The 23390-nt window shown below is 44.1% G+C and carries 17 protein-coding genes and 2 pseudogenes; 14 read left to right on the top strand and 5 right to left on the bottom strand.

Annotation, left to right across the window (positions count from 1 at the left end; translation table 11 throughout):
- Window positions 1-261: 261 nt before the first annotated feature.
- A complete protein-coding gene (locus ACED59_RS11415; protein WP_017099076.1) occupies window positions 262-1113 on the top strand; it encodes a hypothetical protein in 852 nt (283 codons plus the stop codon).
- Between the two features lie 651 nt (window positions 1114-1764).
- On the opposite strand, the gene ACED59_RS11420 is transcribed toward ACED59_RS11415, so the two are convergent.
- The 4 genes and pseudogenes from ACED59_RS11420 to ACED59_RS11435 all read right to left on the bottom strand — a co-directional run bounded on the left by ACED59_RS11420 (window position 1765) and on the right by ACED59_RS11435 (window position 4520).
- Entirely contained in the window at window positions 1765-2019 is a 255-nt protein-coding gene (locus ACED59_RS11420) for a hypothetical protein (protein WP_371704945.1), read from the bottom strand.
- Window positions 2020-2151: 132 nt separating this feature from the next.
- Window positions 2152-2472 carry a hypothetical protein gene (locus ACED59_RS11425; RefSeq protein WP_371704946.1) on the bottom strand — a complete coding sequence of 107 codons (321 nt, stop codon included), beginning with the start codon at window positions 2470-2472 and terminating at the stop codon, window positions 2152-2154.
- Window positions 2473-2803: 331 nt separating this feature from the next.
- Window positions 2804-3304 (bottom strand): tripartite tricarboxylate transporter TctB family protein, encoded by a 501-nt coding sequence (locus tag ACED59_RS11430; RefSeq protein WP_004733594.1) that lies wholly within the window; start codon window positions 3302-3304, stop codon window positions 2804-2806.
- A gap of 245 nt (window positions 3305-3549) precedes the next feature.
- A pseudogene (locus ACED59_RS11435) lies at window positions 3550-4520 on the bottom strand (tripartite tricarboxylate transporter substrate binding protein).
- 451 nt (window positions 4521-4971) lie between these two features.
- On the opposite strand from ACED59_RS11435, the gene ACED59_RS11440 reads away from it, so the two are divergent.
- The 11 genes from ACED59_RS11440 to ACED59_RS11490 all read left to right on the top strand — a co-directional run bounded on the left by ACED59_RS11440 (window position 4972) and on the right by ACED59_RS11490 (window position 20959).
- Window positions 4972-8145, top strand: a complete 3174-nt coding sequence (locus tag ACED59_RS11440) for an HD domain-containing phosphohydrolase (RefSeq protein ID WP_017096696.1) — start codon at window positions 4972-4974, stop codon at window positions 8143-8145.
- A gap of 391 nt (window positions 8146-8536) precedes the next feature.
- On the top strand, window positions 8537-9256 hold the full coding sequence (locus ACED59_RS11445) for a GntR family transcriptional regulator (protein WP_017071741.1): 720 nt from the start codon (window positions 8537-8539) through the stop codon (window positions 9254-9256).
- 100 nt (window positions 9257-9356) lie between these two features.
- A complete protein-coding gene (gene prpB, locus ACED59_RS11450) occupies window positions 9357-10253 on the top strand; it encodes a methylisocitrate lyase (protein WP_017082680.1) in 897 nt (298 codons plus the stop codon).
- A 146-nt stretch (window positions 10254-10399) separates the two neighbouring features.
- On the top strand, window positions 10400-11602 hold the full coding sequence (prpC, locus tag ACED59_RS11455; RefSeq protein WP_017096695.1) for a 2-methylcitrate synthase: 1203 nt from the start codon (window positions 10400-10402) through the stop codon (window positions 11600-11602).
- Between the two features lie 100 nt (window positions 11603-11702).
- A complete protein-coding gene (acnD, locus tag ACED59_RS11460; RefSeq protein WP_017096694.1) occupies window positions 11703-14339 on the top strand; it encodes a Fe/S-dependent 2-methylisocitrate dehydratase AcnD in 2637 nt (878 codons plus the stop codon).
- Between the two features lie 9 nt (window positions 14340-14348).
- The gene (gene prpF, locus ACED59_RS11465) at window positions 14349-15521 is read left to right on the top strand and encodes a 2-methylaconitate cis-trans isomerase PrpF (protein WP_017096693.1); all 1173 of its coding nucleotides are present in this window, start codon (window positions 14349-14351) and stop codon (window positions 15519-15521) included.
- 118 nt (window positions 15522-15639) lie between these two features.
- Entirely contained in the window at window positions 15640-17544 is a 1905-nt protein-coding gene (locus ACED59_RS11470; RefSeq protein ID WP_017096692.1) for a propionyl-CoA synthetase, read from the top strand.
- Window positions 17545-17692: 148 nt separating this feature from the next.
- Complete coding sequence (locus ACED59_RS11475) at window positions 17693-18139, top strand: hypothetical protein (RefSeq protein WP_017096691.1); 447 nt, start codon at window positions 17693-17695, stop codon at window positions 18137-18139.
- Window positions 18140-18377: 238 nt separating this feature from the next.
- A complete protein-coding gene (locus ACED59_RS11480; protein ID WP_017096690.1) occupies window positions 18378-18779 on the top strand; it encodes a hypothetical protein in 402 nt (133 codons plus the stop codon).
- A gap of 203 nt (window positions 18780-18982) precedes the next feature.
- Window positions 18983-19462, top strand: coding sequence for a GNAT family N-acetyltransferase (locus tag ACED59_RS11485; protein ID WP_017069368.1), 480 nt, complete (start codon window positions 18983-18985; stop codon window positions 19460-19462).
- Between the two features lie 84 nt (window positions 19463-19546).
- Entirely contained in the window at window positions 19547-20959 is a 1413-nt protein-coding gene (locus ACED59_RS11490; RefSeq protein WP_069595541.1) for an NUDIX domain-containing protein, read from the top strand.
- A gap of 101 nt (window positions 20960-21060) precedes the next feature.
- On the opposite strand, the pseudogene ACED59_RS11495 reads toward ACED59_RS11490, so the two are convergent.
- Window positions 21061-21775: pseudogene (locus tag ACED59_RS11495) on the bottom strand (Cof-type HAD-IIB family hydrolase).
- Window positions 21776-21960: 185 nt separating this feature from the next.
- Between ACED59_RS11495 and queE the strand changes: the two are divergent.
- Together queE and queC are read left to right on the top strand one after the other, a co-directional pair.
- On the top strand, window positions 21961-22629 hold the full coding sequence (gene queE, locus ACED59_RS11500) for a 7-carboxy-7-deazaguanine synthase QueE (protein ID WP_017098536.1): 669 nt from the start codon (window positions 21961-21963) through the stop codon (window positions 22627-22629).
- 60 nt (window positions 22630-22689) lie between these two features.
- Window positions 22690-23385 carry a 7-cyano-7-deazaguanine synthase QueC gene (gene queC / locus ACED59_RS11505; RefSeq protein WP_017098535.1) on the top strand — a complete coding sequence of 232 codons (696 nt, stop codon included), beginning with the start codon at window positions 22690-22692 and terminating at the stop codon, window positions 23383-23385.
- Window positions 23386-23390 lie beyond the last annotated feature (5 nt).

Genomic DNA, 23390 nt, shown 5'->3' on the forward strand with positions numbered 1-23390 from the left:
AACACATAACATTACTGCGGGTTAGGTCACAAAGCTATACAGGCCGGGGCGTAGCGGGGGATTCGCGTAACACATGCAATGACTGCTTATGCACAGTCCTGCCATTGTGTTACTCAGATGTGTTACTGAGCGTGTTACGCAAGTAGCAGGACTTCCAAAAACTTTAGTGCTATTGATCACGTTTATGCTGTTTCATGTTGATCTTTTTGGTAAAAGGTAGAGATTGACATTTTGGCTTTGTTTTTTAAGGAAATATTACCGATGAGTACTGATGGCACTTTTATCACGAAAGAAATTTTCGCAGATATGCTGGAGAAAAGTGTGCAAGCCGCTATGTCTAGCAATACCTCTGCGATAAGTGCTATGGATTTAACTAGTTTTGCAACACTGGCAGCGTCAATAGCTGCTTGCGTCAGCGCAGTGATGGCCTATCGTGTGCTAAAAGAAATGCAAAAGCAGCGACAAGAGTCGAGTAAACCAGTGTTAATTGCAAGTAGCAATTCCTTAATAACTAAACGAATAAACCCTGAAATTGAAGACACCCCTTTAGATTGGTGCAATATAGAAGATCATGATAATGATGAAGTTGGTCTTTGCGCGTCATTAGAAATAGCAAATATAGGTCTCGCTTCAGCCATTGATGTTAAGTTTATATGGGATATTGATTATGATGATTTTATAAAAGAAACATTGATGGTTGCTAGAAAAAGTTTGGTTGCGTGGGATATAGTTATAAATGGAGAGGAAGAACTAGTATTTCGCTATAAAGATGAAGAATTAATTTTGGATGCGGGATTTTCAATACCGAAAAAACAAGCCATATTGCCTTTGTCACAAAATGGTGTTGAGACTGAGCTAACCATACCGGATGCATATTTAACATTGGTTTCACTTTATTGCGCTTTACAAGCTAAGAATAAAGTTGAAAAAGTCAATTTACCGTGCAAAAATTTATTTTTAGAAATATATTATAAAGATATTAACGGCGTTGAGTATTTTGACAAAGTTATGTTTCTATTTAACATCTGGCACTACGCAATTGAAGACAATTCTACAAATATTAAAGACATCATGGCTTCGATCGATGCTGTTCGTTATGAATCTCATTCATAAGCCTTTAAGCCATTTTATGTATGTTTGCGGTCTTCTAGAGGCCGCTTTTTTGTATCCCCTACAATGTGTTTAAAGTGACTGTTTCTAGTGCTAAGAATCCAACACAGCGCCCACGCTTTTACCCCTACAGCGGCCACATAAAGTAAACCTAAGATAGCCCATTCATACCACATTGTTTGTTCCCCTGTTTCCACCTGATTCGTTGTGTATCGTTTCAATCCACATTTGTGTGTTACGCGGTGTGTTACTTTTGCGAAAAATAGTTAGACACATTCACGCAAGTTTATGTTTTTAAAAAGTTTTTTAAAGTAAGCAGGCTTACGGTAGAAGTGAATGTCTAATATACTAGTCACTTGTAACACATAACATTACTGCGGAGTAGGTCACAAAGCTAGATAGGCCGGGGCGTAGCGGGGGATTTGCGTAACACATGCAATGACTAACTATGCACGGTCCTGCCATTGTGTTACGCAAATGTGTTACGCAAGTGGCAGGACTTCTAAAAGTTTTAGTGCTTTAGATCACCTTTTTTTACTTCTTATTGTTTGAATCTTTTGGCGGAGACGGAGCTTTATCTTTGAAGAATTCCGTACCCGGTCTTGTTGGTGGTGGCGGCGGCGGTGTTGGTTTGTCTTTGCTCATTTTTTGCCCTTATTTATTGGGTTGGTTGGCGGTGGCGGTGGTGTTTCTTTTTGACTCCGTACGTTTGTAATGCCCGGTCTTGTCGGTGGCGGTGGCGGTGGCGGTGGTGGAGATTTTTTCTGTGCCATATAGCACTCCTTTAATTGATTGCTCTTCGATTAAAATAGGTTTTGATGGGTGTGTTAAATCTAGTTTAAATCCTATAAAAATAATTCCAGCTAATGCAAAGGGAGCAATTGATAAAGTTAACCATTTAATTGCCATATAACAATTCTCACCTCTTATCTTATTTTTTATGAAGTTTTGACTTGTGCATTCATTCAAGTCATCTAATAGCCCTTTATTTAAATCACATTTAATTTCCTCTTCTGTTTTTTCAGGGGCATAATCTTCACACTATTTTTTGTAATTAATTCTAGAATTTTCAATTTTTATTGGATTAATTAATTTTTTATAGTTGACGCCAAAAGATTCTGGAACGGAATAAGATAAACTTTTTACAACAAACAATGCGGCTATAGACATTAAATTACAAAATATGAAAGAAAAAATAATGTTACTTTCAAAATCTAGCATTCTTACCATATAAGAACCAATACTTACATAGGCAAAAGTAAAACCAATTACAGTCTGTAATCTAAGGTCGATTTTTTCTTTCGTTTCTAGTTCGTGATAATACTGTTTTTCATAGAATACGAATTTATGATCGTTGTACATTCCTTTGCTATTTCTCTCGGCTTTTAACTAAGGTTTGAATTGTATCATTTTGTGCCAGTGCAAGACCACACAGACACCACGCTTTTACCCCTAAGACGATCACATAAAGTAAACCTAAGATTGTCCATTCATACCACATCGCTTGTTCCCCTGTTTCTGCCTGATTCGTTGTGTATCTTTTCAACTCAGAATTATGTGTTACGCAGTGTGTTACTTTTGCTTAAATTAGTTAGACACATGCGCGCAAGGTATTGATTTTGAAAGAGTGTTTTAAGTTAGCAGGTATACGGTAGAGAGTCCTTGTAAAATTCCGTCTAACATAATGTTATCCCTACCAAAGAGTGAAGATTAAACCAGGCTCTAGGTAGATATCTAAGCCTTGAGTTAATAAAAGAAAGAACGCGATAACGAAAGGAAACGACGCGCCAAATAAGACAGCTTTGCGGCGCTCACCCAGTAGGTAAAAGCCTGCAAGTAAGAAGAAGCTGGTTGCTAAAACAAAGCCAAGATAAGTCAGCCCAACACCGTACAGAGCCATTAACACCAAGAAGCCAATAAGCAGTTTCCAGTTCAGCGGCGTAGTGTCGCATGTGACTTTTTTATCCGGCTGTCCGGTTATAAGCAGGATCAACGAAAGGCCAATGCCGATAAACGTTAGCAGGATAGGTAAGGTTCTTGCTGTGAAGGGTTCGTACTCGTCACCGGGGAACAAAGGAATCAGCGTGGTTTGGTAGCCATAGCATAAACACGCAAGCATAAAGAGCATGGCTCCGATGCGATCCTTCGAAAGCAAAGATTCCTTACTCAGAAATTTGGTTGGTAAGTCCGACATATCCAACTCCATTTGGGGTGGTATAAAAAGTAAAAAAGCCGTACATGAGCGAGTCAATGAAATGTCTGGGATCACTAACCAAAGGTAAGCGAATTACGGTACTGGTTTATCAGCCACTTGCGTTTACAACGAATCGGCAAGCGTTAGTAATACGTCTACGAATAAACAAAGGAGTTTGAAGTTAACTCATGCACGGCGAAACAAGGAAAGAGTAAGAGGGCACATAGGCCCTCTATGGTTGTTGGTTATTTCAAGAAACCAAGCTCACGCATTAGGTCGCCCATCTGTTTTTCTTGATCTTCTAGGAAGGCGTAAAAATCTTTGTCAGCTTTGTAGTTGTCGATCCAACCGTTACGGTCACGAACCACTTGCCACTCATCGGTTTTGTACATTTTGCCAAGCGCTACATTCCACTCGTCGATCTTCGCTTGGCTTGTGCCAGGTGCTGCAAAGAAACCACGCCAGTTAGCGAATACGGTTTCGTTGCCGTACTCAGTCAGTGTTGGGATGTTAGGTGCAGCGTCAAGACGCTTTGGCGCCGTCACAGCAAGCACTTTTACTTGGCCAGATTTAGACATCTCTAGCACTTCACCAAGGCCAGTAGAAAGCAGCTGTGTTTCGCCAGAAAGCAGTGCCGCCATCGCTTTACCGCCAGCATCGTAGGCAATGTAACGTACTTTCTTCGCATCAAAACCTTCGCCTTTGAACGCTGCCGCAACCACAAGGTGGTCCATGCTGCCACGAGCTGAACCACCAGCAATTTTTACTTTACGTGGGTTGGTTTCGAACTCTTTAACGACGTCTTCCCAAGTGTTGTACTTAGAATCCGCAGACGCGACGATTGCACCGTAATCGGCAATAGTTGCTGCTACAGGAGTTAGGTCGCGGAAAGATTGTGGGAAGATCCCCGTTAGTGAACGAACAACGATAGGCGTTGAGTTCACCATTAGCGTGTCTTCTTGACGTTGAGCCGTCTCGATTAGGTGTGCAATGGCTTTACCGCCACCACCACCAGACAAGTTTTGGAAAGAGACATTTTCTACGATGTCGGATTTAACTAATACATCACCCGTACCACGAGCCGTCATATCCCAACCGCCACCAGCGCCGCCAGGGATTAGGAAGTGGATTTTTCTACGTCAGCAGCAAAAGTGTTAAAAGAAAAGGTTGCTGCGATGATAGAAGCCGCAAGAGTAGGTTTCAGTGCCTTGAACATGGTTCACGTTCCTTATGTAGGGGATCTCTTCAATGGAGAGAAACTTATGTTTTATATCCAGCTACTAAATACACGAATCGGGTGTTTAGTAGATGAGGTTAAAGTTAACGATGTGTTAACGAATTGTCTTTAATGCGGCGAGATTGAGGATAAAGAACATTGGGTGAATAAAGTGCATAAAGTTCACGGGGACGTGGCTCTAGGATTCTTCAAGAAATAATTATTCTCATTTTTTCTTAAGGTTGTGTGAACAATTTGTTTTGACTATTAGCCGTTTTATACTGTTGGGTATCATTAAAGTAGGTACTTTATTGTGACACAGAGAGAGGGATAGGGAGACGCTCTTGTATATATAGAATAATGTGTTGCTAGGTGGGGTGTGCTACTGTAATAATATAAATATTGCTGGCACGTTACATTTCTGAGCTAATGGTTATTCAAGGATCGAATAATGACAGACAAAAAAATTTCGTTACGATTTACTGTTGGAGGAATGTTTTTACTCGCGACATTTCTTACCGCTGTTGTTGCGGTTTCACTGCAATATTACTTCAGTAAAAAAATGGCGACTGAGAATACCCTATCAAAGTTGACGATGGTGTCTCATGACCTGAGTGATTATATAGGCGCTATTGATTCTGACGCAGCCAACACTGCGCGTTTACTTGCTTCAGTGAAACGGTCAATCAGTAACAAAATATCGAAAGAAGAGTCGCGTAGTATTCTTTCTGAAGCCATTAAAGATAACCCTCTCTTTTATAGTATTTACATTGGCTCATCCGATGAAAATTTCTTCCAAATTATTAATCTAGAATCTGCCCCTGTCGTTAGAGAAAAAATAGGTGCACAACAAACGGATCGTTGGGTTGTGGTTGAGATTAAAAATATAGGGCAGGAGCGAGTCCGGACAACGAAATACTTTGACCAAGAGTTTACGCTCAGAAGCTCAACTACGGAGCAGAGCAACTACTTTCCAACGACCAGGCCTTGGTATGTTTCTGCCAATGTTCAGTCGGTCGAAAAAACTCAGCCATATCTTTTTCAGCATTTACAAATTACCGGACAAACTTATTCTTTAGCGTTTGATTCGAAAATAGAATCTGAAATTCAACATGTGATTGGTATTGATATTGTGTTGTCTTCTTTGGCTAACAAATTATCAGGTACGGCGCTTGGATTAGCAGAAGATAGTAAGGTTGAGTCTTTCTTATATTCGAAATCGGGAAATATCATAGCGTCCAACCTCAAGGTTAACAATCAGGAATCGGAGTTTGATGTATCAACATTGATATTATCATCTGAGCAAAAAACCTTGGTTAACGATACCCCTCCGCTGCTAGTTTCTAATCAAAATGATTGGGGGCCGATGGACTTTTCTGTGGCGGGGAAACCAAACGGTTATGCGATAGACCTTCTCAAAATGATCGGTGAGATGACTGGGATCAGGTTTGAATTTGTGAATGGTTTCTCTTGGGACGAGCTTGTCAGTAAGTTTCAAGAAGGAAGTATTGATGGCCTGCAATCGGTTCAACATTATAAAAATAATGGCATAGATGGCCTATACACGACTCCAATTTATGAATTGCCATTTTCTATCGTGACAAGGGTCGGCGCGAAGGTTGTCACTAATTATGCCGAGCTTGAGGGTGAAAAAGTTGCCATTTTATCTGGGTGGTCAATTATTCCTAAGTTGAGAGAGGATTTTCCGAACATTGATTTAGTTGAATTTGAAAACCTAGAGTCTGCATTTAATTCAATTGAAAGCGAAGAGAACTTTGCTTTCTTAGAAGCAGAACCCGTACTCTCGTTTGCATTAGATAGGTTTTTCCAGCCAGGCCTTGTTGTCAATGGGACTCTAGAAGATCTAAAACGGAACTACACAAATCAATTCCATTTGGTGTTGCAGAGCAAGCATAAGCAATTGCTTCCAATTATTGATAAGGCTATCAGTAGATTGAGTGATGAACAACTTGATGCCTTAGCGAAAAAGTGGCTCCATGATACCGGCTTTAATACGAATACGACGGTTCCTTATACTGAACTTTATGATTTGGCTAAGGAAGCAACGGTTGAAGGCAGTATGATAAGGGTAGAGTTGAATGGCGAGGTCAAGCATCTCTATTTAAAGAAAATAGACACGGGCGAACACTACTCTGAGTATTTTGCGGTATTGATTCCCGAAACTGAAATCTTTAGTACAGTCAATAAACGTCTAGTAACCTCTGTTGGCGTAACGATGTTACTGATGAGTTTGACCTTGCCTATTGCATGGGTTTTTGGTGCACCGATAGTGCGTCCTATTCGTCAATTAGAGGAGGAGACTCATAAGATCAAGATGCGTGATTATGACAGTGTCGAGCTTGTTGAGACTCGAATTAAAGAGGTATGGGAACTGTCTATTGCGGTGAAAGGTATGGCTGCAGAGATTAAGCGGCATGAACAGACCCAAGAGGCCTTTGTTGAGTCGTTCATTAAACTTATCGCTCAAGCTATCGATGATAAGTCCGCTTATACGGCTGGGCACTGTAACCGCGTACCAGAACTGGGCTTGATGTTGGCTGGTGCGGCTGAAAAATCGCAGTCTGAGCATTTCAAAGACTTTAAATTTGAGAACGACGATGAACGTCGTGAATTTAGAATTGCTGCTTGGCTTCATGATTGTGGCAAGATCACGACACCTGAACACATCGTCGATAAAGGTACGAAGCTAGAAGCTAACTACAACCGAATTCACGAGTTGAGAACTCGATTTGAAGTGCTTTGGCGTGATGCAGAAATTACAGCTTTGACAAAACAACTCGAAGGATCTCTACCGGCTGAGCTGGTAGCTGATGAACTTGCGTCAACCAAACAGCAACTACAAGAGGACTTTGCTTTTATCGCGGCATCAAACGTTGGTGGTGAATTCATGAGTGAAGATAAAGTCGCACGTATTCGATCTATCGCTGAGACGACTTGGACGCGTAACTTTGATGATCAACTTGGTTTATCACCGATAGAGGCGTTGAACCGAGAACCGAGTGCAAGTTTACCTGCAACAGAGCCACTGTTAAGTGATAAAGCAGAGCATATAGTGAAAAGAGATAGGCCGTTAGAGTTTGACCCGAAACATCAAATTAAAATGGATGTGCCTGAGCACTTATACAATCTGGGCGAAGTCTATAACCTGAGTATTGCGCGTGGTACCTTAACTGCTGAAGATAGGTTTAAGATAAATGAGCACATGCTTGGTACCATCAAGATGCTTGAAAACCTGCCATTCCCGAAAGAGCTAAGCCGTGTGCCTCGTTATGCGTCGACTCACCATGAAACCCTTAAAGGCACAGGCTATCCAAGGAAGCTGACAGGTGATGACCTTTCAATCCCAGAACGTATTCTGGTGATCTCAGATATTTTTGAGGCGTTAACTGCTGCGGATAGGCCTTATAAGAAGGCGAAACCAATCAGTGTTGCTGTCGACATCATGTACAAAATGGCATTAGACGAGCATCTAGATATCGAGCTGTTTAGATTGTTCTTAACCAGCGGTACTCACCTGCGTTATGCAGAAGAGTATCTCAAACCAGAACAGATTGATTTTGTCGATATCAGCAAATACCTCGAAGTCACTCGTCAGATAGCTTGATTAAAGGTTGGCTTGTTAGAACGGGTTCGATGAATGAAAGGCGCACATGAGTGCGCCTTTTTTATATCTGTTTATCGGTGAGCTGGTGGATAGGCACAAACGGGGCTGCTTTTGACCAGTTCGGCTATAAGTTGTCGACACATCGATTTTAAATGACTTTAGAGTAGGTATCGGGCTGGTTGTTGTTGTCCTGTTTAAATTAATAAATAACAAGTATTTAAGTTGTTTTCAGTGTCCTTTTGGATGAGTTTTTATCGTATATAAAAAATACTACCTTAGTCTAAATTGTCGACAATCTGCTTGATTGTCGACAATTTGATCGTGTATTTTATGTTCATGTTATGAAATTGTTGACAGTTAGGGTCGGCAATCAGAAGTGAGCAGCGTGAATATGAATACTGCGATAAAAGACCTCACCTTAAGTGCAAACACGAAAACACGTGTGAGCGACAAAGAAAACACCAAGTCGGAAAATCTGACTGAGTACCTCGTTGAGGCGATTGTTAACGGTGAATTAGCTCCGGGCAGTAAGATCTCGGAACCTGAATTGGCTAAACGCTTTGAGGTAAGCCGAGGTCCATTACGTGAAGCGATAATGCGTGTTGAAGGACTTGGCCTGATAGAACGTATTCCACATGTCGGCGCTCGAGTTATTACTTTTTCGGCAGACAAACTGCTAGAGCTTTACGCGGTGCGAGAGGCATTGGAAGGCATGGCGGCTCGCTTGGCAGCGCGACATATCACGCAAGAAGAGCTTATCGGGCTTGAAGGATTATTGTCGACACACTCAAAGCACATCGATGAAGTCGAAGGTTCTTCTTACTTTCATCAACATGGGGATTTTGATTTCCATTACCGCATTATCAAAGCGAGTCGTAACAGCAAACTCATTTCGCTGCTGTGTGATGAGCTTTATCACCTATTACGCATGTATCGCTATCAATCGCCTAGGGCTCAGTCTCGACCAAAAGAGGCGCTCGATGAACATAAATATATTCTACAAGCAATTCGTAACCGTGATGAAGAGCTAGCAGAAATGCTAATGCGACGACACATCTCGGGTAGCCGATTGCTTATAGAGCAACAAATTCAATCCAAAGATCTTGATTAAGCGGCCATTGGAATCTGTCAGCGGATCAGTGCTGGCGATAACCAAAAGCCGTAAGTCTTAAAGATTAGCTAGAAATAAACAATTAACAGGGAGCGTCATTATGAAGTTATCAGCAGGAGCTAAGTTCCGACAAGCTGTGCAAGACAACGACCCATTGCAGATCGTCGGTACGGTGAATCCGTATTGCGCGATGATGGCAAAGAACTTAGGGCATCAGGCGATCTATTTGTCGGGTGGAGGTATCGCCAATGCGTCTTATGGTTTGCCTGATTTAGGTATTACGACATTGAACGATGTGTTGGTGGATGTTGAACGTATTACCAACGCGTGTGATCTGCCATTGCTGGTGGATATCGATACGGGATTTGGTGGCGCATTCAATATTGCACGTACGATTCGCGCTATGGAGAAGGCAGGCGCAGCAGCAATTCACATGGAAGATCAAGTCGCTCAGAAACGCTGTGGTCATCGGCCAAATAAAGCGATTGTGAGCCAACAAGAGATGGTCGATAGAGTCAAAGCGGCAACCGATGCCAGAACCGATGACAGCTTTGTGATTATGGCTCGTACCGATGCATTGGCGGTTGAAGGCATTGATAGTGCGATTGAACGAGCGATAGCTTGTGTTGAAGCGGGCGCGGACATGATTTTCCCTGAGGCGATGAATCAGCTCGACCAGTACGTGAAGTTCTCGGCAGCGCTGAAATCAGCAACGGGTAAGCACGTGCCTATCTTGGCTAACATAACTGAGTTTGGCCAAACACCACTCTACAACTGTAACGAGTTAGCCCAATCAAGTGTCGACATGGTGCTTTATCCATTGAGTGCGTTCCGTGCGATGAACAAAGCGGCGGAGAATGTTTACAAGCACTTGTTAGTTGAAGGCAATCAAGAAGCTCTGTTGGATTCAATGCAAACCCGTAAAGAGCTTTACGAACACCTGAATTACCACGACTACGAGAACAAGCTTGATCAGTTGTTTTCAAGCGAAGGGTAAACCAGTTTCAATTAATCAAAAATCAACTTAATCCAATAACGTGAAATGGTTAGTCGCCATATCCAGTACCGATGATAAAGATCATCGGACATATAAACAGGCAGCACCAAAGAGTGCAGGCGGCTAACACAGAAAAGGAGTTCAACATGTCTGTATCTTTGAGTGATAAAGCAACTGTCGAAAAGGCTTCTACAGAAAACCAACAACAAAGCGAAAAAACAGCCAGCACACCTGCAATCGGTGGTGCTGGTCTACGTGGCCAAAGTGCGGGAACCACTGCGCTATGTACCGTAGGCCAGTCAGGAACGGGTTTAACCTACCGTGGTTATGATATTACCGACCTTGCTAATCATGCTCAGTTCGAAGAAGTGGCGCATCTGCTACTAAGAGGTCATTTACCCAGTGAAAAAGAGCTTGATGATTACAAAACATTGTTGGTTGGTCTGCGCGGCTTGCCTCAACCTTTGAAAGTAGCATTAGAGCTTATCCCTGCTGACGCTCATCCAATGGATGTGATGAGAACGGGCTGTTCAATGTTGGGTAACTTAGAGCAAGAATCGGACTTCTCTGAGCAACTATCAGCAACAGAACGTATGCTTGCACTTTTTCCTGCGATTATTTGTTACTGGTATCGCTTTAGCCATGATGGCGTGCGCATTGATACTGAAGATCAAAGTGAAGCATGTTTGGGTGGCTACTTCTTGAAAATGCTAACGGATAAAGCACCGAGTGAACTTCACAAGAAGGTGATGCACTGCTCGCTAACCCTTTACGCGGAACATGAGTTTAATGCTTCGACTTTTGCCGCTCGTGTGTGTGCATCAACGCTGTCGGATATCCACTCTTGTGTCACCGCAGCGATTGGTACGTTGAGAGGCCCTTTGCATGGCGGTGCGAATGAAGCGGCGATGGAAATGATCCAAGATTGGCAAACCGCCGATGAAGCGGAAACGAACATCATGAATATGCTTGCTAACAAAGATAAGATCATGGGCTTCGGTCATGCCATTTATCGTGAAAGCGATCCACGAAATGCTCTAATCAAGCGTTGGTCAAAAGAGCTTGCTCAAGAGGTGGGAGATAAACAGCTTTATGCCGTTTCTGAGCGTGTTGAAGCTGTAATGAAGCGCGAGAAAGGGCTGTTCTGTAATGCTGACTTCTTCCACGCATCGGCATATCACTTCATGGACATCCCAACCAAACTGTTTACTCCTATCTTCGTGATGAGCCGCCTTACTGGTTGGACGGCACACGTATTCGAGCAAAGAGAAAACAATCGAATTATTCGTCCAAGTGCAGACTACACCGGGCCAGAGCATCAAGACTGGCTACCAATCCATTTACGTTAGTCCTCTATATCGAGCCGACTTATATCTCGAGGTGACTTTCTCTTCATGTGATAAGGCCTCGAGAACCAACGAATAGAATTTGACAGATAATGGTGGATGTATGTCTGATGTAAAACTTGAAAGAAACCAAGAGCTTGATGAAAACAAGTATCGAAAGGTTCTACCGGGAACGGGCTTAGAATATTTCGACGCTTGCGAAGCGGTAGAAGCAATATCCCCAGGTGCTTACAAAACCTTGCCTTATACGTCGAGAGTATTAGCAGAGCAATTAGTAAGACGCTGTGATCCTGAAACCCTTGAAGACAGCTTAAAACAGATCATTGAACGCAAGAGCGACTTAGATTTTCCTTGGTATCCTGCGCGCGTGGTGTGTCATGACATTCTAGGTCAAACAGCTTTGGTTGATTTGGCTGGATTAAGAGACGCGATTGCCGACCAAGGCGGAGACCCTGCCAAGGTGAATCCCGTTGTCGAAACTCAATTGATTGTTGACCATTCGCTGGCAGTGGAACACGCGGGTTTTGATAGCGAAGCGTTTGATAAAAACCGAGCGATTGAAGATCGCAGAAACGAAGACCGTTTTCACTTTATAGAATGGTGTAAAACCGCGTTTAAGAACGTGAGTGTGATTCCTGCGGGGAACGGGATCATGCACCAGATTAACTTGGAGAAAATGTCTCCGGTTATTCAATCCAAAGAAGGTATCGCTTTCCCTGATACTTGTGTCGGCACCGACAGTCATACTCCTCATGTTGATGCTCTGGGTGTTATTGCAATAGGTGTAGGTGGTTTGGAAGCTGAGACTGTGATGCTCGGTCGTCCGTCTATGATGCGTTTGCCAGACATCGTGGGCGTTAAACTGACGGGTCAACGACAAGAAGGGATAACCGCAACGGATATTGTGCTTGCGATTACTGAGTTCCTTCGAAATGAAAAAGTGGTTTCTAGTTACTTAGAGTTCTTTGGTGAAGGTGCTCGTGCACTGACTATTGGCGACCGCGCCACTATATCGAATATGACACCAGAATACGGCGCGACAGCAGGTATGTTCTATATCGATGAACAGACCATACAATACCTAAAGCTGACAGGACGCGAGCCTGAACAGGTTGAGTTAGTTGAGCTATACGCTAAGCAAACTGGCTTATGGGCCGATGATTTAGATTCCGCTCAGTACGAACGTGTGCTTGAGTTTGATTTGTCTAAAGTTGAGCGCAACCTTGCAGGGCCATCCAATCCCCATCGTCGTTTACCAACCAGTGAACTTACCAAACAAGGCATTAGCCAATCATTGTGGAAAGAACAACATTCGGCGAAATATAGCGATGAACAAATGCCCGATGGTGCTGTGATTATTGCTGCAATTACTTCTTGTACAAACACCAGTAATCCAAGAAACGTGGTCGCCGCAGCATTGGTGGCCAAGAAAGCCAATCAGCTTGGATTAGTTCGTAAGCCGTGGGTGAAAACGTCATTTGCTCCAGGTTCTAAAGTTGCCAAGCTCTATCTCGAGTCGGCAGGTTTGCTTCCTGAGCTGGAACAATTAGGCTTCGGTATCGTCGGTTATGCGTGTACTACCTGTAACGGAATGAGTGGGGCGTTGGATCCTAAAATCCAACAAGAGATCATCGACCGCGACCTGTATTCAACCGCGGTGTTATCGGGGAATCGAAACTTTGATGGTCGAATCCACCCTTATGCCAAACAAGCGTTTTTAGCCTCACCGCCATTGGTGGTTGCTTACGCGTTGGCTGGCACGATTCGCTTTGATATCGAGAAAGACAGCTTAGGCACCGACAACAATGGTAAGCCAATCTACTTAAGTGATTTATGGCCGAGTGATGCCGAGATCGATGCCGTTGTCGGTGAGCACGTTAAGCCTCAGCAATTCCAACAAATCTACGTGAAAATGTTCCAGCCAGATGAGGATCAGGTGACGACTGAACCGCTTTATGACTGGCGACCTCAAAGTACCTATATTCGCAGACCACCTTATTGGGAAGGTGCTCTTGCGGGAGAACGAAGCCTATCTGGTATGAGACCTTTAGCGATTCTGGGTGACAACATCACCACAGATCACTTATCCCCTTCAAATGCGATTCTCGCTTCGAGCGCTGCGGGGGAATACCTCACCAAAATGGAAGTGCCCGAAGAGGACTTTAACTCTTACGCGACCCATCGAGGCGATCACTTAACCGCGCAACGAGCAACATTCGCCAACCCTAAGCTGTTTAACGAAATGGTGAAGGACGCTGGAGAAGTCGTGCAAGGTTCATTAGCAAGAGTTGAACCTGAAGGTCAAGTTACGCGAATGTGGGAAGCGATTGAAACCTACATGAATCGTAAACAACCCTTGATTGTCGTTGCTGGTGCCGATTATGGACAAGGTTCATCACGTGACTGGGCTGCCAAAGGTGTGCGTTTAGCGGGTGTTGAAGTGATTGTGGCTGAAGGATTTGAAAGAATTCACAGAACCAACTTAGTTGGCATGGGGGTATTGCCTCTGCAGTTCAAAGTAGGAACGAATCGCAATACCTTAGAGTTGGATGGCACCGAGCTTTACGACGTGTACGGCGACATTGAAGCAGGTTCTGATTTGGCTCTAGTCATCACTCGTAGAAACGGTGAAAAGCTTGATGTTCCCGTGACCTGCCGACTAGACACCGCAGACGAAGTGAATGTTTATAGCGCTGGTGGCGTGTTGCAACGTTTCGCCAAAGACTTTCTTGCACAGTAGGAGCTTGTGATGAACACTAAACAGATCAAAGTGCCTGCAACTTATATGCGGGGCGGAACAAGCAAAGGTGTCTTTTTCAATTTAGAAGAGTTACCTGAAGCTGCGCAAGTCGCCGGAGAAGCACGAGACGCATTACTTCTGCGTGTGATTGGCAGCCCGGATCCTTATGGCAAACAAACCGATGGTATGGGTGGTGCAACATCTAGCACCAGCAAAACCGTTATTGTTTCGAAAAGTAGTAAGGCCGATCACGATGTTGATTATCTCTTCGGTCAAGTTGCGATAGATAAGCCGTTCGTTGATTGGAGCGGTAACTGCGGTAATTTGTCTGCTGCAGTGGGCCCATTTGCTATTCATGGTGGATTGGTTAATTCGAATCGTATTCCAGAAAACGGCGTGGTCGAGGTGCGAGTGTGGCAAGTGAATATAGAAAAAACCATCATTGTTCACGTGCCTATCGTTAAAGGTGAAGTACAAGAGTTAGGTGATTTTGAACTCGATGGTGTCACTTTCACCGCCGCTGAGATCCAAGTTGATTTTCTAGACCCCGCCGATGCGAGTGGCTCTATGTTCCCAACAGGGAATGTTGTCGATTTTTTAGATGTTCCCGATCTGGGTTGCATCAAAGCGACATACATTAATGCTGGGATACCCACCATTTTTGTTGATGCTGAATCGGTTGGTTACCAAGGCACTGAACTTCAATCAGATATCAATAGTGATACCAAAGCCTTGGCTCTGTTTGAATCCATACGAGCACATGGTGCAGTAGCGATGGGTCTTATCGATTCTTTAGAACAAGCTGAATCACGTCAACATACACCTAAAGTCGCGTTTGTTGCTAAGCCTCAAGCGTACCAAGCCTCCAGTGGTAAATCGGTTGCTGTCGAAGATACTGACCTTCTGGTGCGTGCTTTGTCTATGGGACAACTGCATCACGCCATGATGGGTACGGCAGCGGTCGCCATTGCTTCAGCGGCGAGTGTGCCAGGTACGTTAGTGAACTTGGCAGTCGGTGAGGGTTCCCGAGATTTTGTTACCTTTGGTCATCCATCAGGAACCTTAAAAGTGGGTGCTAAAGCTATTCAGACGGAAAGCGGGTGGAAAATAGAACGGGCAATTATGAGTCGTAGTGCCCGAGTGATCATGGAAGGTGCCATTCGAGTGCCTTTTCCTAAGTAAAGCGATTGTCGTGAACGGTTAAATGTTCACGAGCACAACGCTGAGAAAAGAGTGCAATCAAGTGCTACTGCCAAAAGCTAGGCGCTTGGACTAATGGATAAATCATGGAGGAGGCACTATGTCTGCTACGAATCGAATGAACAGAAAAACAGACTATATCACCGAGTATCAATGGGCTAGGGAAGACCCCAATTCGTTCTGGGAAACACAAGCACAAGCGATAGATTGGTTTGAACCACCAAAAACGATATTACAAACTGACGATAACGGTATTGAACGTTGGTTTCCTGATGGGGTGATGAACACCTGCTGGCTCGCGCTGGATTACCATTGTGAAAATGGGCGAGGTGGCAATACCGCGCTGATTTACGACTCTCCAGTTACAGGAACTCAATCCTCGTACACTTACAATCAATTGCGTGAACAAGTGGCTAAAGTCGCAGGTATGTTAGCCACGCAAGGCGTTACCAAAGGTGATCGTGTGGTGATCTACATGCCAATGATTCCTGAAGCTGCCATGGCAATGCTAGCCTGTGCACGACTAGGCGCGGTGCATTCGGTGGTGTTTGGTGGTTTTGCTCCTCATGAGCTTGCCGTTCGAATTGAAGATGCCGAGCCCAAGGTGTTGATTACTGCATCCTGCGGTGTCGAGATAAATAAAGTTCTGCCATATAAGCCGATGGTCGACAGGGCGATCATGGACAGTCGTTGGAAGCCTGAGAAAGTCGTGGTATTCCAAAGAGAGCAGTCTCTAGCCGAATTGAACAACGAACGTGATGTACTTTGGCAACAAGCGGTTGAGGATGCTTTGCCTCACGTATGTGTGCCTGTTCTAGCGACTGACCCACTATATATCTTGTATACATCAGGGACGACGGGTAAGCCAAAAGGCGTGGTGCGCGATAATGGTGGTCATGCGGTTGCGATGAAATACTCGATGAGCACTATTTACGATATGCCGCAAGATGGTGTGTTTTGGGCAGCTTCTGATGTCGGTTGGGTAGTGGGGCATTCCTACATTGTGTATGCGCCATTGATTCATGGCTGTACGACCATTTTGTTTGAAGGCAAGCCAGTACGAACGCCAGATCCCGGCGCATTCTGGCGTGTGTGTGAAGAGTACAAGGTCGATGTATTGTTTTCTGCGCCAACAGCGTTTAGGGCAATCAAGAAAGAAGATCCCGAAGGCGAGTTGCTCACCAAGTATGATTTATCATCGCTCAAGTCGATTTTTATGGCTGGCGAGCGTTTAGACCCTCCAACATTGGATTGGGTTGAGTCTCATACCAATAAACCAGTTATCGATCATTGGTGGCAAACCGAAACAGGTTGGGCCATTTCCGCCAATCCAACAGGGTTAGAATCTTTACCAGTGAAAGCGGGCTCTTCAACCAAGCCAGTACCCGGTTACCAAGTGGAGATCCTCAATGAGTTGGGTGAAATCGCACAAACGAATCAACAAGGGTTTGTGGCACTTAAACGACCATTGCCGCCTGGTTGTTTACCCACGGTATGGCGCAATCATGATCGGTTTGAATCCGGCTATTTGAGTCAGTTCCCGGGCTATTATGTTTCTGGGGACGGTGGCTATCTTGATGAAGATGGGTATCTATTTATCATGGGCCGTATCGACGATGTGATAAACGTAGCGGGACACCGTCTGTCGACGGGAGAAATGGAAGAGATCGTGGGTGGTCACCCAGCCATTGCAGAATGTGCGGTAGTCGGTATTCACGATGACTTAAAAGGGCAGTTACCTCTTGGTTTCGTTGTGCTGAAAGATGGCGTAAAAGTCGATGGTATTGAGTTGCAAGCGGAGTTGGTTGGCAAGGTTCGTAATGAGATTGGCGCGGTAGCTTGTTTTAAGCAAGCCTTGGTTGTTGAGAGACTACCCAAGACACGTTCAGGTAAGATCTTACGCAGAACTATCCGACAGATCGCAGAAGGTGAGCAATATGTGGTGCCTTCGACGATTGACGACCCTACCAGCTTAACTGAAATTGCTGAAAAGCTCGGCAAATAGACGTCGCAGTTTAGGTAGTATAATCTTCGGCTGGTTGATTTATACATAAGCCAGCGTGATGGTTTACCTAAACTCTACTTTATTCATCCGCTTATCCATTGCGTTTACTATGACCTCATTATGAATCCCACATATTGAGGTCTTTTTTATGCGAGCTTACTTTTGGTTGATTGCTTTACTGGTCAGTGGTGCTGCTAGTGCCAGTATTTCAAAGGATGAAGCGAGTAGAGCGTTGTTAGAGCCATTGAGTCATCCCAAGATATTTAAATGTGTGTCCAAGACTGGCGTCGATCTCTATCAAGCAGTTTTTGATATGGGCGTGGGGTATGAAGCCAACCCGATTAACTCGAAGATGATCGTTAATTCAAGGAAAGGTCGCTACGAATATCAAATCTTAGGCGCGGTAAGGTCTGAAAGAGCTGGTGAAATTGTCGTGTTGACTCGTCATGTGGGAGACGGTGTCAAAGTAGCCGCTATGATTGATGACGAAAATGGCAAGATACTGGGGATCGGCGATAAAAATCATTATCGAGATTGCGGTGTTAGGCCACCACCTAGCGCAGAAAATATGCAAAACTTTTGGTCCAAAGGCTAAGAGCGACATGTGAAATACAAAAATTATTGAGAAAGCTAGATTGAGGAGACCTTATTGGTCGCCTTTTTTGTTTGTCAGGCTAAGGCGAGCTCAAAGATATATATCAATAAGCACTTATGCGATGGTTGAATGATACATAACTGAACATGATGTATCGTCTAAACGTGGCTTTATTTATCTCATTAACGGTTCTGCTTAAGATGGCTCTACTCCAAACGAAGAACTAAGCGAGACTCCTATGAAATTCACTAAACCTTTTCTTTTAGCGACACTGATTGTGACTCTTTCTGGTTGCGCATCACCAGCAATGGATAACGAAAATGAGAATGCTGCACGTAATCGTGGTGCTGTGGGTGGTGCTTTATTAGGAGCGACAGCAGGCGCTCTAACTGGAGATGCGGGCTTAGCCGCGAAGGGTGCTGCATTGGGTGGTGTGACTGGTGGTGTTGCTGGTTCAATGAAAGATGCGGATGATGCAAGAAACGCACAACGAACCCAAGTTACTGCTGATGGTCTAGCGCAAGACAATCGCACCGATGCAGAAAAGCGAGTTGCTGAAGTAGAGGCTGAAATTAAGCTTATTGAACTAGAACAACAGCTTGCTGATCTCAAAGAAGAGAAAGAGGACAATGGTGCATAAAGCTGAAGCTACAGCAAAAGCTAATGCCTAGATATTCGTTTAATTCAAAATAATTCAAACAGAATGGCCACGTAATGTGGCCGTTTTTGTATCTAAAATACGCACTTCAAACAATGAATTAATTCAATAACTTGTATAGATACTCACGCCAAGTAAACTAGACTCAGTTTAGATATTAATTTGGTTTGAGAAGCGCAATAGTCATGAATGTCATCTTAAGGGCTGCAAAGCACACGGATTTGGAACAACTTAACGAGTTAATGTTCGATCTCCACCATCACCACCACCTTGCTAGCCCAGAGCACTTTAAAACGGCAGAAGAGATTGAGCAGGAAAAAAGCATTGCACGTTACTTGGATGATCCTGAATGCTTAGTTTATGTGGCATTAAAAGGTGAGCTCATTGTTGGCTTTATCTCCGGACATTTTTGTGAGCTTATCTCAACGGTGAGTAAACCGGTGCCGATGGGGAGTGTCGATGAACTGTTTGTCTTGCCTGATTATCGAAAAGAATCGATTGCTGAAAAGTTGTTTAGCAAAGTTGAAGCGACTTTTGATGATTATGGGGTTGAACAAGTCTTTGTAGAGGTTTGGGACTTTAATTCACCTGCCAAGGACTTCTATCAAAAAATGGGGTTTACTCCTCACATTCAATGGATGAGGAAGGCTTTGCACAAAACGTAGGCAGCGATTTTGTGCGTGTTTGATTACAATAGACTCGTGTATTAGCAGTCTTAAATTTCTTCTATTATTTTTTAGGTAAACTCGTTGGCTATTCGATATTTATTAGTTTTCATATTATCTCTTTTGAGTACTACTTCCGCTTGGGCAAGCAACACTTTGCCCGATCATATCGCGGGCGCTTTGTGTGTAGTACGTGCTGATAACCAAATCGTGTTGGTTGATGAGTTGATCACAGGTCAATTGTCTCTACCGGGAGGCACTGTTGTTTCAGGTGAGCCGCCAGCAGTCGCGGCGCAACGTGAAACGTGGGAAGAGGCGGGTTTGTCGGTAACGGTCGGTGATGTACTGGGTTATACCGACAGTGCCGTCGTGTTTGATTGTATTTCTGACTCTGAAGTGATCAGCTACAAGGCTCGGAATGAATTAGGTGGCTTTGAGTTGCCGATTTGGTTTGCGCCTCATTACGGCGTGGAAGTCAGCCGTGCGATGTTACTTCCTCCTACTGAATTGCAAGATCACCAATACCGCTACCCAGAACAGTGGTCTGAGATTAACGAGCTGTTTTTATCTGCGACAGATCAACCTGTGACGTATGTGACTGAGCTGGTGGGCGCGGCACCGAAAGCCCATCAAGTTGAACTAAATTGGATTGTGTCGCTTCAAAACGTGTTCGATAAGATGCCAAGCTTGTTTGCGAATACTGTACTTTTAACTGACTCGTTAGCGAAGCCTTGGGTTTTCATCGTGATATTGCCGCTAATTGCTTGGCATTTTGGCCGTAACTTCGCGTTAAAGTTTGGCTTCACTTTGATTTCGGTGACACTGCTCACTTTAATCGCCCACCAAGGGTTTGGTTTTCCACGTCCGCATGCTTACTTGCCAACATTGAAACTAGTGATGAGCAGTGGGTATAGCTTTCCAAGTTTATTGGCTGGCTTATGGGTGAGTTTAACCTTGTTAGTCTTTTGGAAACTAAAGCGCCTCTTGGAGCAAAAATCGATTTTGATTGTGCTCACTGGCCTACTGTGGATCATGCTATTTAAGTCTTATTCAGGCAGTGCGTTCTTTAGTGATGTCATAATGGGAGGCGTATTGGGCGCGTTAACGACTTGGCACATCGTGAGATTAGATGCGAAACCTGATGTTGATATTAGTGCCTTGTTAAGCTCTAAAGGTGTCTGGTGGGCATTGTGCTTACTGTCGATTGTTCTCACGGTTATATGGCCTCTGCCAACATTTTCTTTCTGGGTGGCAATTTTGATGACGATTGCATGCTTAGTAACGTTAACGGACTCGAAGCCTTTGGTCGGCCACTTCTCATTCAAGATTGTATTTGGAGTGATGGCGATGTTGTTAGCGGGGAATCTGCTGATTAGCTGGGCTGGAAGTTTCGTCTCATTCAGTGGCATCGCTTCATTTATTGTTGAGACCTTACGTTTCCCAATCTTGATTCTATTTGGTGTCGTGGCGTTTCGTCTGCCATGGAAAAGAGAGTAGGCGAACCGACGAACATAAAATCAAAAAAGGCTGTGCAGTGCACAGCCTTTGTCATTTGTGAAACAAGCAAAAAGTAATTCTCACTCGAGCCTATTGACCGTTTACGAGTTGAAGATAAACTTTTCAATCGCGACGGCGACTCCGTGGTCGTCGTTGGCCGCTGTGATGTGATCCGCCAGTTTCTTGGTTTCTTCCATTGCGTTTTCCATCGCAATACCCATGCCCGCGTATTCAAGCATATGGTGATCGTTTTCAGCATCGCCCATGCAGATCACTTCTTTCGCTGTAATCCCCAAATGTTTAGCGATTGCTTCAATACCGACACCCTTGTTTGAATTTGGGTTTAAGAACTCTAAGAAGAATGGTGCACTTTGCACGATAGTAAACTGAGTCTTAAGTTCTTGTGGCAACTTGCTGATGATTTCGGTCAGCTTGCTTGGTTCCGCGACAATCATTGTTTTCAGGTGTTATTAAGCCATGAACCTTGCTGAAGGCATGCACATAACCACCTAGCTCTTGTGCTAATGCAGCAATCTGTTTCGCGGCTTTACCATTGCTAATCTCGCTGTGAATGATCTCTTTTGTCGATACATTCTGAACCACAGAGCCGTTGTAGAAGAGTACAAAGTCATCTTCGCCGTTGATTGAAAGCTCGTCTAACTTACTCTGCATGCCTTCTAAAGGACGACCAGAAGCCAGAACCACTTTCACACCTGCAGCGCGAGCTTTAGCTATCGCGTCTTTGTTCTCTTGAGAAATCACTTTTTCACTGTTAAGTAGTGTGCCATCCATATCAAGAGCAATCAGTTTGTACATGTTGTTCCTTACGAAAAAATTAAAAGCTAACGAAATCTAATGGGCGAAAGGATAAGGGAACTTGAAAGTTCAGGCTAGGGCTTTGATCAACTCATTTATCAGTACTCATTTGTTTGACCAAAAGGGGCAAGTGCTTTAAGGTCTGCGGTTGATTAATTTCATCAAATGATTGAGCTGAGGGTAAGTTGTACAAGATTAATGAAATGTTTGAAACCATCCAGGGCGAGGGCGTATTTACCGGCGTTCCTGCTGTTTTTGTTCGACTGCAAATTTGCCCTGTAGGCTGTTCTTGGTGTGATACCAAACAGACTTGGGAAGCGTTGCCGGAAGATGAAACGAGCCTTGGTGATATTATGGTTAAGACAGAGGATTCACCGACTTGGTCTGCAATTGATGCGCAAGGAATCGTGAATGAATATATCAAGCAAGGTTACACCGCGAAGCACATTGTGATTACTGGTGGTGAGCCGTGCATCTATGATCTTGTCCCTCTTACTGAAGCATTTGAGCAGCACGGTTGTCGCTGTCAGATTGAGACCAGCGGAACATCAGAAGTAAAAGCCACACTGGATACTTGGGTTACGGTGTCACCAAAAATCGCAATGAAAGCCAAATTGGATATCCTTGATAGCGCACTCGTTCGTGCGAATGAAATTAAGCATCCAGTAGGCACAAGCAAAGACATCGAACAACTTGACGGTTTATTGGAGCGAGCTGCGGTTGCTAGCGACACTGTTATCGCTCTGCAACCAATCAGCCAAAAAGACCGCGCTACTCAGCTTTGTATTGATACCTGCATTGAGCGTAATTGGCGCTTATCAATACAAACTCACAAATATTTGAGCATCGCATAGGTTGCATTTGTTTACTGGCCTAGATAAGTCGCTAGTAGAAGATTCTCGTAAGGATTTAAGATGAAAAAAGCAGTGGTAGTATTCAGTGGTGGTCAAGACTCAACAACGTGTCTTGTTCAAGCTTTAAAAGAGTATGATGAAGTTCATGCGATTACGTTTGATTATGGTCAGCGCCATAGACTCGAGATTGAAGTGGCTGAGTCGTTGTCAAAAGATCTTGGTGTGAAAGCACACAAAGTGATGGATGTGACTCTGTTGAATGAACTGGCTATCAGCTCTCTGACTCGCGACGATATCCCTGTGTCTCATGAGCTACAAGAGAATGGACTACCAAACTCTTTTGTTCCTGGTCGTAATATTCTGTTCTTAACTTTGGCGGGTATTTACGCTTACCAAATCGGTGCAAATACCGTAATCACGGGCGTGTGTGAAACTGATTTCTCAGGCTACCCTGATTGTCGTAATGACTTTGTGAAAGCGATGAACTCTGCGCTTGTACAAGGTATGGACAAGCCACTTGATATTAAAACACCGTTAATGTGGCTCAACAAAGCTGAAACATGGGCGTTGGCAGACCAGTACTCAGCACTTGAGCTTGTTCGCAATAAAACACTGACTTGTTACAATGGCATCATCGGTGATGGTTGTGGCGATTGCCCAGCGTGTGAACTGCGTAAAGTTGGCCTTAACGATTACCTAGGTGATCGTGAAGGTATTATGGCTGAGTTGGTTCGCAAACAGACTGAGAATAAATAACCTCA

Source organism: Vibrio sp. FF266, from assembly GCF_041439695.1.
In the GTDB taxonomy this organism is placed as follows: domain Bacteria; phylum Pseudomonadota; class Gammaproteobacteria; order Enterobacterales; family Vibrionaceae; genus Vibrio; species Vibrio tasmaniensis_A.